This window comes from Acinetobacter sp. YH01009 (assembly GCF_013420765.1).
GTDB classification, from domain to species: Bacteria; Pseudomonadota; Gammaproteobacteria; order Pseudomonadales; family Moraxellaceae; genus Acinetobacter; species Acinetobacter amyesii.
On record NZ_VOYE01000006.1, the window covers coordinates 154,037 to 166,618 of the forward strand.

Below are 12,582 nucleotides of genomic sequence, written 5' to 3' on the forward strand. Positions count from 1 at the left end.
GTAGTGGAATTATTGTGGATCAGCTTGAGTTGTTTTCAACAAAGTCTGCAAATTAGCAGCTTTTGGTTTCACAAGCCAGAATTTGCGGCTATAGAAGTCAAACTCGTTGCGGATCTTATACGCCCAAGCACTACCTGTTTCTTTAATATGTTCATCTAAGATACGGCACAAGAACTCTTTGTGTTCTTCCATCGATTCTGTAGAGATACGGTTCAATTCAATTAATTCGTGGTTGTAATGGTCAACAAAGTCATTGTCGAGGTCGAGCACATAAGCGAAACCGCCTGTCATACCCGCACCAAAGTTATGACCCACTTTACCCAATACAGTCACGATACCACCCGTCATGTATTCACAGCAGTGGTCGCCTGCACCTTCAATCACGGCAAACGCACCTGAGTTACGCACAGCAAAACGCTCGCCTGCTGTACCTGCAGCAAACAATTTACCGCCTGTTGCACCATACAAACAGGTGTTACCAATAATCGCAGTATTTTGCGTTTGGAACGGTGAACCTTTCGGTGGGAAGATCGAGATACGACCGCCAGCCATACCTTTACCCACGTAGTCGTTCGCATCGCCTTCTAGGCTGATGTGTAAACCACCGGCGTTCCAAACACCCAATGACTGACCTGCAGTCCCTGTTAATTTAACTTTAACAGGATGCGCTTCCATACTGAGGTTGCCATAACGTTTTGCAATCTCACCCGAAATACGCGCGCCAATTGAACGGTCACAGTTACCAATTGTGAAGCTATATTCACCGCCTGTACCTGCTTCAATCGCTGGCAGCATTTCCGCCACCATTTTTTCAGCCAAGAGACCTTTATCAAATGGTGCATTGCCTTGTACTTCACAGTACTGTGCTTTACCTTCTGCCGCAGGATGCGATTGAAGTAATGCGCTCAAATCAAGGTGTGCATGTTTTTCAGTTTCACCTGGAAGCATTTCCAGTAAATCTGTACGGCCAATCAAGTCTTTCAAGCTTGCTACACCAAGCGCTGCCAGCCATTCACGCGTTTCTTCTGCAATAAAGTGGAAGAAGTTGATCAGCATTTCAGGCTCACCGATATAGTGTTCCTGACGTAAATGGTCTTGTTGAGTTGCAACACCGGTCGCGCAGTTATTTAAGTGACAGATACGAAGATATTTACAACCGAGGGCAATCATTGGTGTCGAACCGAAACCGAAGCTTTCCGCACCCAAGATTGCTGCTTTTACAACATCTAGACCTGTTTTTAAGCCACCATCAGTTTGTACACGCACTTTGCCACGTAGATCATTCACACGAAGCGCTTGATGTGCCTCGCTTAACCCTAACTCCCATGGCGAACCTGCATGGTGAATTGAAGAAAGTGGAGAAGCCGCTGTACCACCGTCATAACCAGAAATGGTAATGAAGTCTGCGTATGCTTTTGCCACACCTGCCGCAATCGTACCAACACCGGGCTCAGAAACCAGCTTAACGGACACCATCGCCTGTGGGTTAACCTGTTTTAAATCGAAAATTAACTGTGATAAATCTTCGATTGAGTAGATGTCGTGATGCGGAGGTGGAGAAATTAAAGTCACACCTGGTACTGAGTAACGTAAACGTGCAATTAAGCCATTCACTTTACCGCCCGGCAACTGACCACCTTCACCTGGTTTTGCACCTTGTGCCACTTTAATTTGAAGGACTTCTGCAGAAGTTAGATATGCAGGGGTCACACCAAAACGGCCAGATGCAATTTGTTTGATTTTCGAGTTACGGATAGTGCCGTAACGCGCTGGATCTTCACCGCCCTCACCTGAGTTCGAGCGACCACCAATGGTATTCATAGCGATTGCAATAGCTTCGTGCGCTTCAGGCGATAATGCGCCTAAAGACATCCCAGCCGAGTCAAAACGTGGCAGAATCTCTTCTACGGATTCAACTTGATCGAGTGCAATCGATTGATCTGTTTTCAGCTTGAATAAGTCACGAATCGTCGCGATTGGACGGTTATTCACTAGCTCTGCGTATTCTTTAAAGTCCGCATAATTACCAGAACGCACAGATTTATGCAGTGCATTAATCACGTCTGGATTAAATGCGTGATATTCCTTACCGAATACAAATTTCAGCATACCGCCTTGATCGATTGGCTTACGTGATTTCCATGCCAAATCTGCCAATTTTTTCAAGTCATTTTCTAGGTCAGAGAATGTTGCGCCTTTAATACGGCTCGGTACGCCAGTGAAGCATTTTGCAACCACTTCATCAGAGAGGCCGACCGCTTCAAACAGCTGACCGCCACGGTAAGAGGCAACAGTAGAAATACCCATCTTAGAAAGGACTTTCAATAAGCCTTTCTCAATACCTTTACGAAAGTTAGCTTGCGCATGAATTGGATCACCCAATAACTCGCCTTTCGCGATCAAGTCATTGATCACGTCATAAGCTAGGTACGGATAGATCGCAGTCGCACCGAAACCAAGAATCACCGCAAACTGATGCGCATCACGCGCCAAACCTGTTTCGACAATGATGTTGGCATCTGTACGTAGACCCACATTGATTAAATAGTGGTGAACCGCGCCTGTTGCCATTAATGCATTTGCAGGTAAGAAGCCTTGACGGATTTTCTTATCAGACAATACAAGTAAAGTTTTTCCGTCTCGAATCGCTTGTGCAGATTCTTCACAAATACGCGCGATGGCAGCTTCTAAGCCTTCATCTTCTGCATAGTTCAGGTCAATGTCTGCAATCTCGTAACCTTTACGACCAAGGGTACGGATTTGATGCATTTTCGAATTTGACAGTACTGGGCTTGAAATGATCAGACGATCTGCATGCTCTGGACCTTGTTCAAATACATTTTGTTCACGGCCGAGACATGTCTCTAACGACATTACGATCGATTCACGTAATGGATCGATTGGCGGATTCGTAACCTGAGCGAACTGCTGACGGAAGTAGTCAGACACATGGCGCACTTGACAAGACAATACTGCCATTGGCGTATCGTCACCCATTGAGCCCACGGCTTCCTGACCACTTTCAGCGATTGGACGAAGCAATTGGTCACGCTCTTCAAATGTCACCATGAACATTTTTTGTGAAGCTTTCAGGTCATCGCCTTTTAAGCCTTGATCACATAAATATTCTTCCAGCTCTGGACTGCCTTGTACACGTACTGAGTTTTCACGTAACCACTGACGGTACGGACGCATACGTTTGAGGTGATTACTCACATCTTGAGTATCGAGCATTTTGCCAGTAAAGGTATCGATCACCAAAATTTGACCTGGACCGACACGACCTTTAGACACAACGTCTTCAGGTTCATAACCCCAAACACCAATTTCTGACGCCAAGGTGATGTAACCATTTTTAGTAATTACCCAACGTGCTGGACGTAAACCATTACGGTCAAGCATACAAATCGCATGACGACCATCTTGAATTACCAGACCTGCTGGACCATCCCAAGCTTCCATATGTTTTGAGTTGAATTCGTAGAATGCACGTAAATCTGCATCTAAAGTTTCAACGTTTTGCCACGCTGGTGGAACCAACATGCGTAGCGCACGGAACAAGTCCATACCGCCACCGACAAGGATTTCCAGCATATTATCTAAGCTTGAAGAATCCGAACCTGTACGGTTTACAATTGGGTTCAGCTCAGTTAAACCTGGCAATAATGGGTTTTCAAATTTTGGTGTACGCGCCATCGCCCAGTTACGGTTTGCGGTAATGGTATTAATTTCACCATTGTGCGCCAAGTAACGGAACGGCTGTGCCAAAGGCCAACGCGGCAATGTATTGGTTGAGAAGCGCTGATGGAATACCACGATGTGTGACTTTAAACGCTCATCAGCAAGATCGGTATAGAAGTCAGCAATCGCTGCTGGCATCATCAAACCTTTATAGCTGATCACAGTTGAGCATAAAGTGGTTACATAGAAGTATGGGTCAGCAGTCAGTTGTTGTTCTGCACGACGACGTGCCATCACCAACTTACGGTTGAATTCAACCTCTGAAACACCCATTGGGCAATTCACGATAATTTGTTCAAAGGCAGGCAATGACTGCATCGCGATTGAACCCAATGCATCATTATTGGTTGGCACAACACGCCAAGCGATGACTTTACAGCCTTCGTCTTCGATTTCTTTGGTTAAAATTTGTTTTGCATGTGCGGCTAATGCAGGGTCTAGATTTAGAAATACCGTACCCACAGCAAAGATTTCACTCAATGTAATGTCACTGAGTTTTTTCGCTTCTTCACGGAAAAATTCTTTTGGCATAGCAAGGAGTAGACCACAGCCGTCACCGGTTTTGCCATCTGCGGCAATACCACCACGGTGGGTCATACAACTTAAACTATGCATTGCGGTTTTGACGAGATCATGGCTTGCATCACCCTGCATATGGGCGATTAAACCGAAACCACAGTTATCTTTAAACTCATCCGGTTGGTATAAACCTTGAGCGGGAGCTACAGTATTAGGCGATGGCATGTGCATAGCGTACCCTTCTTTTCTTTACAGCTCTTTCGAGCACTTAACAAACTAATTTCTTGTTGCGATTCGTCTTAACTTACTCACATGAATTGTTCTGTCGAGCAAAATTATTTCTTATTCACACCCTTAAGATAAACCGAATTCACCTTTGATGCATGAATAAAAAGTCAAATTTTCTGCTTTTGCAGTTCAGATCAGGGATAACGACTGGATTAATGACTTCGCACTTTTATCGAATCATTTTCGCGCCAAAACAGGGAGAAAAGTTCAATTTACGCACCAATTAAGCAATTTATATGCCAACTTGATGCATTTTCTCCTAAGATGGCTGATTACAAGCATTTTTTAGTTATAACAAATAATTCAAATTGTTCTTTTTTTATTTTATGCACTTTTTCTGTGCAGTTTAAGCTTTTCCTAAGACGTCTTGCGCTATTTTAGAACTAATTAAATGGATCGGTTACTTCTTGCTCTACCGGTGCAGGTTTTGGACGTGGTGCATCTACACTACTTTGTGATTTTTGCACATCAATCACATTTCCTTCAGCATCACGACGAGTCACCGTAGTACTTGTCGTTGCATTAGTTGGTGTTGTTACCGTCGCTGCAGCCGCTGCTTTTCGTGCGGCGATTTGAGCTTCATCAATTTTCGGTAAAGGCACAGATTTTAATTTAATAGCATATAACTTTTGACTCGACGACATTTCTTCCGTGCCTAAATCATTCACATATGCTTGATATTGTTTAAATTCCACAACTTCAGGTTTGATTGAAGCAGGCAAAGCGATGTTGAGGCTCGACATTGCAGCTTTGGCATCATTTTGCGACGAATATGGTCCAGTTAAAATGACGTATTGCTCAGGATGGTCTTCACCAGAAAGACGTAGATAAATAAATTTATGACGCTCAGGCTGCTTGCGTAAGAAGCTTTTTAAAATATCTTCTTCAGAAACCCGAAATAATTCAACACCATAAAGCTTGGCAGAGTCATTAATAAATTTAGTGCCGCGAAATTCTGGCTCATGTTGAGCTGTAGCAACCACACGGGTCGTCATATCAAGTGGACGTACTTCTTCATTTAATGCACCAAGATGGGACATTGCTGCCACTTTCTCTGGCTGAATTTGCAAATCCACTTCAGTTTCAGCTTGTTTTTCAACTTCAACCAATTCTTTGGTATCTGTAATCGCCCAGAAAACCAATGCAGCGAACAGACACACAGCTCCACCCACCAACCATGCGTAGTGATGAACTTTTTGCCATTGAGACTGCCGCGCTGCCATGATGTACCTACTCTGCCTGATTTGCCAAAATTGCCTGTTTCATTAACTCAACATCAAACTCTTTGGTGATGATGGCCTGACCTAATGATTTCAGTAAAATAAGTCGTAATTGCCCATTCAATACTTTTTTATCATGAGACATATACGCCAAAAAATCCTCTAGCGGAATTTTAGGGCAAACTATCGGTAATTGTGCACGTAAAATGATTTTTTTTGTACGTTCTAAATCTTCAGCAGTGATCCAACCCATACGCTGGGACAAATCTGCAGCCATTACCATCCCTGTTGCAACGGCTTCACCATGTAACCATTCACCATATCCCAAGTACGATTCAATCGCATGACCAAAGGTATGACCCAGGTTTAATAACGCACGTTCGCCTTGTTCTTTTTCGTCATTGGCCACAATACGCGCTTTATGAGCACATGAACGATAAACCGCTTCAGCCAACAAGGTTGCATCACCTGCAACTAAAGCATCCATATGCTGTTCAAGCCAAGCTAAGAATTCAACATCACCTAACAATGCATATTTGATCACTTCGGCCAAACCTGCAGAAAGTTCACGCGCCGGCAAAGTTTTTAATTGCGCCATATCCGCAAGGACCACTTGGGGTTGCTGGAAAGCGCCAATCATGTTTTTACCCAGTGGATGGTTTATCCCAGTTTTTCCACCGACACTTGAATCCACTTGAGAAAGCAAAGTCGTCGGCACTTGAATAAAATACACACCACGTTGATAGCATGCAGAAGCAAAACCGGTCATATCCCCAATGACACCCCCACCTAATGCCAAAACCGTACAATCGCGGTTAAAGCCTGCTTCGAGCAAGGCATCAAAAATTAAATTCAAATGCTCTAAATTTTTATACTTTTCACCATCAGGCAAAATACATGTTGCAACGGTTTTCCCTAATGCCCCAATTGCTTCTACATAATGTTTTAAATAGAGCGGGGCAACTGTGGTATTAGAGACAATCATTACTTGTTTACCCTGAATATAAGGCTCAAGTAAAGTTTGTGGGTTGAGGTCACTCCCAATAAAAATAGGGTAGCGACGATCACCGAGTTCAACATGTAAGGTTTGCATGAATTTAACCTTTTCTAACGAGATATATTTTGTGAAACAATTAAATTAAAAATTTTTTGCGCAAGATCTCTCGCAGCACCTTGATTGGTTTCAATAATATAGTGCGCGACTTCACGATAAAGAGGATCACGGGCAGCCAATAAATCTCGTAGCTTTTGCTCTGGATTTTCCACTTGAAGAAGTGGGCGATTTTTGTCGCGGTAGGTTCGTTGTAACTGAATTTCCACCGGAGTATATAGATAAACAACAATACCACGTTGTTTTAAAAATTCACGATTTGGGGGCTGAGTCACAGCACCACCGCCAGTCGCTAAGACCAGTTGTTTCTTTGCAGTTAACTCATCAATGACATTCGTTTCACGACTTCTAAAGCCTTTTTCCCCTTCCTTTTCAAAAATCCAAGGAATGGTCGCACCTGTTTTACGTTCAATTTCATGATCACTGTCTAGAAATTCACGTCCTAACAATTCTGCTAAATGTCGCCCTACGGTTGTTTTTCCTGCCCCCATTGGCCCTACCAAATAGATATTTGGTAGGGTTTCAAACTCTTTGCTTGGCAAGGAGTCACCTATTTCTTTTGTTAAATTGAAAATATATTAATGATTTCTGGTAACACTGTCATTAACAATTCGCGGAGTAACAAAAATCAGGAGCTCTGTCTGTGCGCTAGTTTTCACATTATTTTTAAATAAGTTTCCGAAAACCGGCAAATCCCCCAAAAAAGGTACTTTGGTATATTGATTTTGTTGAATGTCATCAAAAATACCACCTAGGACCACTGTTTCACCATCACCGACTAAAACATTAGTCTCAAGTTTATTGGTATTAATTAAATAACCAGCCGCGGTTAATCGACCAACAGTATCCTTGTTAACTTTTAAATCCATCTGTACCCTCCCATCTGGCGTAATACTTGGGGTCACTTCCAGTTTCAAGTTTGCATCAACAAAACTAGTTGTCGTACCACCTTCAGCACTCCAACTTTGATACGGAATTTGATCGCCTCTTAAGATTGTTGCTTTTTGCTTATCACCCGTTAAAACTTTTGGTGCTGCTAAAACTTCACCGTGACCATCCGATTGTAAAGCTGTAAGTTGTAGATCAAGCATAAAGTCTGAAATTTTAAGCAACCCAAAACTAAAATTTCCTGCTGATGCCGTCCCTAAATCTACCGCTAAATCTAACTTTGGAGAATAATCTCCACCCCAAACATTTGATCCATTAGCACCACCACTTAAACTCGGATTATTACGCTGTATACCCCAGTTAACACCGAGTTCTCTCGAAAATTCTGTTTGAGCGGTCACAATTCTTGTTTCAACCATGACTTGTTTGACAGCAACATCTAATAGATCAATCATCTTACGAACTTTATCAATATTCTCAGATGTATCATTAACAATAAGTGTATTGGTCCGGTTATCAGAAACTACACTACCTCTTGGGCTCAGCATACTTTCTAATGCAAGTGATGTACCTCCTGCTGTGCCATTCGACTCGGCTCCTTTTCCATCTCGGGAATCTTCTAATAATTTTAAAATATCTGAAGATTTCGCATAGCTCAGCTGAATATATTCAGTTTGAATCGGCGCTAATTTTATTCGCTGTGCAAGTGCTTTTGCTTCATCATCTTCCGCTTTAATCAACTCAGATACAGGTGCGATCCAAATCACATTACCATTACGACGTTTATCTAAATTCTTGGTTTTCAACACGATATCTAGCGCTTGATCCCAAGGCACATCTTTTAAGCGAAGTGTAATATTTCCTTGAACCGTATCAGCAGCAACCATATTTATTTCAGTGAAATCAGCCAAAAGTTGCAGCACACGACGTACTTCAATATCTTGGAAGTCTAAAGAAATCTTCTTACCGGTATAATGATTTGCGGCTTTAGGACGTAATGGATTTTTATCTTCAGGACGTTTCAAACTCACCGTTAATTTATTATCAGTTTGATACGCCATATATTCATAGCTACCCGTCGACTGAATGGTAATTACCCCATTGCCGCCATCATTATGTGCGTCTACCGTTGCAACAGGTGTTGCAAAATCATTGACATTTAAACGGCGCGTCAAATGTGCAGGTACTTTATTACCTAAAGTACGGATCACCACTTTACTGCCTTGTTGTTGAACATCAACAGGGGTATTTCCACCCAGTAAATCAACAACAACTTGACCTTCACCATTAGAACCACGGTGGAAACCAATATTTGAAATACCTTGTTGCTGACGTTGTGCTACAGGCTGTACATAACTAGTAGCTTGTGCAGAGTTAATTTTTAGAATGAAGGTATTACCTTCAACACGTGTGGTAAAAGCACCCGCATTGGCTAAATTTACCGTTAAGCGCGCACGTTGTGCATCCGAACTCACATCCACAGTGCTCGCTTCAGCCGTTGCCACAGGAATTGAACTTTGTTTTAAATTTTGCTGTGCTTTATCAAAGTCTAAAACCAGTCGTGATGGTTGATCGAGTTGATAAGCTTGTGGTTGCGGCGGCAAGCCATTAAACATCACGCGAATTTCAGTCCCTTGACCTGGAATTTGCATTGGTACCACATTGGTTACACTCACCTGAGCATTGGCAACTTGCATCATCGCCATTGCAACAGCCCCCATCGAAAACTGACGAAACACATGATTCATTGTATTGCCATCCCCAAAAATAAAATCTTGTACACTATTCTTCATTTTTATTCCTTTAAGCTTAAGGTGCTGGTCCAATTAATATGAGACTTCTAGGACGCTCTACATATCCTTCTCGCCCATCCGGAATAATCTCAATCAAATCAATTTGAGTCGGGGTAATATTTACTACTCGACCATGATTGAGCCCCATATAACTTCCACGTTGAATACGTTCAACTTCACCATCAGGCGTCTGAATCAAGGCTAAAATTTGCCCAGATTGGTTACGCATACTACCCTTCATATTCAGGGTTTCGAGTGCATAACTTTCCAAAGGTTGAGGCTGACGACTCAAGTTTGGATAAACACGCTTACCCGCCATGATTTTAAGTTCTGCTGCCAATGAACTTGGCAAGAACGGACTTTTTAATGAATGCGCTGCATAATTAAAAGTCTCGACAGGCACAAAATCTGGCGCAGGCTCAATCGCTAGTGGCGCTTGATTGCGTATATTTGCCATCTCTTGATTGACCACATCAATACGTGATTCACAACCTGCTAATACAAATCCAACCATCACAGAAAGTGCCAATTTATTCATTTTCATTTTGGAGCCTCCTGTGTACTTGCTGAATCTGCAGCTTTCGCAGCACTTTCAGTATTTCCTTCGTAACGATATGTTTTCGCAGAAATTACATAATCAATTTTTGGAATATCTGAGTTCTTTTCTTTATTTTCAGTTGCTGTAATCGTTAAATTATGCAAAGTCACAATCCGTGAAAGCCCGGCAATGCCACTAACAAATGAACCAAAGGCATGGTAATCACCTGTTGCCTCAATATGAATCGGCTGTTCCGTAAAGAACTCTTGCTTCACTTCAGGCTCAAGACGAATAATTTTAAATTTCAATCCAGAATTCACGCCTGTTAAGTTGATATCTTCAACCAAACCTGGAATTTCAGTTTCTTTCGGCAATTGTTCTAACTGTTGATTAAAACGTGCTTCCATATCCTGCAACTGCAATTGATATTGTTGCAAATTACGTAGTTTTGAATCTTTTTCACGAAACTCATTTAACAAATTTTGTTCTTGCGCATTGGCACTTGAAATAGCTTCAATCTTGCCTTTAATCGCCAAGAAATAGCCCAAAATTGCCACAAGGATAATGATAAAAATCCAACATGTAATTTTGACTGAAATTGGCCAACTACCATAGTTATTCGGATCTAGCGTATTGAACTGCTGTACAAACTTATCAAAAGTCATTTTCTTTTTCGGAATGACCACAGCATCTTGATTCAATTGTTCAAATTCATCACGACTCATTTTGCAGCCTCCGGAGTTGGTGTTGCTGCAGTTTGTGCGTCAGATGTTTGCGCCGATGAAGCTGACTGTCCTGCATTTGCTGCTGGATCATTAATGGTCGGCTGCGCAATTTGCTCCAAATCAGCAGTCACAGTAAATGCACCATAAGATTCTTCTACGCGAGGAACCACTGACGTCGGCGCTTTGTCTTTTTTCTCTTCCGCCACAAGGAATGAGCTCATGAAGGCATTACGATACCAAGGTGATGCTTCCAAATTACGCAGTAGATCTGCAACAGTGTTTGGACTTTCCGCACGCCCTTCGATCATAAATTTGTCGCCATTACGTTCAAATTTTGTGATGTACATATTGGCAGGTGTCACACGAACCAATTCATCTACAAGATGTACAGCGATTGGACGTTGACCTTGTAAGCCTTGAATCAACTTCATTCGTTCAATAATGGCATTACGCTGTTCTTGTAAACCATCCAAAGACTTTAATTGAACATCTAAGTTTTGGTTATGACTGATAATCAATTGGTTCGCTTGTTCTTGATCTTTTAATTTGTGATCAAAGTACAACCATGTTAAACCAACCCCAATTACCCCAATTAAGAAAGCCCCAATACAAAGTGCAATAAATTCTTTTTTTCGTTTCTCTCTTAGCTCATCACGCCAAGGGAGCAAGTTAATTTTTGCCATTAATCAAAACTCCTCAATGCTAGACCGCATGCCACCATGAGTGAAGAGGCATCATTTTCAATTTTTTTAATATCAATTTGAGGTGAAAAACCCATTTGTAAGAATGGATTGGCAATCGTGACGCGGTATCCCAATTTTTGTTGAAGTAATTTTGCAAGCCCCGGAATATTGGCATTCCCCCCTGCCAATAAAATATGGTCAATTTCGTTAAACTGTGAAGATGAGAAAAAGAACTGTAAAGAACGTGCTGCTTGTTGAACGACAGCTTCTAAGAAGGGTTCTAAGACTTCGATATCATAATCATCTGGCAAGGCACGTGTTTTTTTCGCACGACCAGCTTCTTCGAAAGACAATGCATAGCGATTTTGAATTTCCTGTGTCAATTGTTTGCCACCAAATACTTGCTCACGGGTATAAATCACTTTGTTATTCTGCATGACAGATAAGGTCGTCATACTATGACCAATATCTAAAATACCCACGGTATTCACCCCCATTGGCAAAGTATCTGAGAAAACTTTAAACGCATTTTCAATTGCAAAGCTTTCTACATCACCAATTTTTGGTGTAAGACCAGCAAGCTGAATGACTTCCGCACGCGCTTCGACATTTTCAATACGCGTAGCGACAAGCAAAACATTGACACGATTTGGGTTGGACAGACGATCTGGCAAGACCTCAAAATCAAGGCTCGCTTCATCAAGTGGGAACGGAATATATTGCTCAGCATCATCACGAATCTGAATTTCACGTTCATCATCGTTCATATCTGCGTCCATTTCGATGATTTTTGTAATCACCATCGAGGTTGGAACCGCCAAAGCTGCATTAGTGGTCTGCGTATTGGCCAAATTAATTGCGCGCTCTAAACAGTCACCGACAGCTTCCGGATTCAATATGTTCTTTTCAACAACACTTCCTTCTGGTAATGGCACCAAAGCATAGCTTTCTACCCAATACCGCCCACTCTTTACAGAAAGTTCCAAAACCTTAACAGAAGTCGAACTAATATCTACTCCTATTAACCCCTTATTTGGCTTACGATATAACCTGAGCACAATATAATTCCTATTATT

General features: G+C 42.0%; 9 protein-coding genes. All 9 read right to left on the reverse strand.

All coding sequences use genetic code 11. The features are described 5' to 3' along the window. Window positions 1–9: 9 nt before the first annotated feature. The 9 genes from gltB to FTT76_RS08460 all read right to left on the reverse strand — a co-directional run bounded on the left by gltB (window position 10) and on the right by FTT76_RS08460 (window position 12,564). Window positions 10–4,485: a glutamate synthase large subunit gene (gltB, locus tag FTT76_RS08420; RefSeq protein ID WP_180190404.1), complete on the reverse strand. Its 4,476-nt coding sequence runs from the start codon at window positions 4,483–4,485 to the stop codon at window positions 10–12. A gap of 446 nt (window positions 4,486–4,931) precedes the next feature. Next, window positions 4,932–5,771: a hypothetical protein gene (locus tag FTT76_RS08425; RefSeq protein WP_180190396.1), complete on the reverse strand. Its 840-nt coding sequence runs from the start codon at window positions 5,769–5,771 to the stop codon at window positions 4,932–4,934. Between the two features lie 7 nt (window positions 5,772–5,778). Next, window positions 5,779–6,861 carry a 3-dehydroquinate synthase gene (aroB, locus tag FTT76_RS08430; RefSeq protein ID WP_180077111.1) on the reverse strand — a complete coding sequence of 361 codons (1,083 nt, stop codon included), beginning with the start codon at window positions 6,859–6,861 and terminating at the stop codon, window positions 5,779–5,781. Between the two features lie 14 nt (window positions 6,862–6,875). Then, complete coding sequence (aroK, locus tag FTT76_RS08435; RefSeq protein ID WP_078189378.1) at window positions 6,876–7,421, reverse strand: shikimate kinase AroK; 546 nt, start codon at window positions 7,419–7,421, stop codon at window positions 6,876–6,878. Window positions 7,422–7,457: 36 nt separating this feature from the next. Then, window positions 7,458–9,560 (reverse strand): type IV pilus secretin PilQ, encoded by a 2,103-nt coding sequence (gene pilQ, locus FTT76_RS08440; RefSeq protein WP_180077112.1) that lies wholly within the window; start codon window positions 9,558–9,560, stop codon window positions 7,458–7,460. A gap of 16 nt (window positions 9,561–9,576) precedes the next feature. Beyond that, on the reverse strand, window positions 9,577–10,104 hold the full coding sequence (locus FTT76_RS08445) for a pilus assembly protein PilP (RefSeq protein WP_078192530.1): 528 nt from the start codon (window positions 10,102–10,104) through the stop codon (window positions 9,577–9,579). Beyond that, window positions 10,101–10,823, reverse strand: a complete 723-nt coding sequence (locus tag FTT76_RS08450; RefSeq protein ID WP_078189381.1) for a type 4a pilus biogenesis protein PilO — start codon at window positions 10,821–10,823, stop codon at window positions 10,101–10,103. Before FTT76_RS08450 ends, FTT76_RS08445 begins: the two co-directional genes overlap by 4 nt. Beyond that, complete coding sequence (locus FTT76_RS08455) at window positions 10,820–11,506, reverse strand: PilN domain-containing protein (protein WP_078189382.1); 687 nt, start codon at window positions 11,504–11,506, stop codon at window positions 10,820–10,822. The genes FTT76_RS08450 and FTT76_RS08455 overlap by 4 nt, the downstream gene beginning before the upstream one ends. Next, entirely contained in the window at window positions 11,506–12,564 is a 1,059-nt protein-coding gene (locus tag FTT76_RS08460) for a pilus assembly protein PilM (protein ID WP_078192532.1), read from the reverse strand. The genes FTT76_RS08455 and FTT76_RS08460 overlap by 1 nt, the downstream gene beginning before the upstream one ends. Window positions 12,565–12,582: the final 18 nt, after the last annotated feature.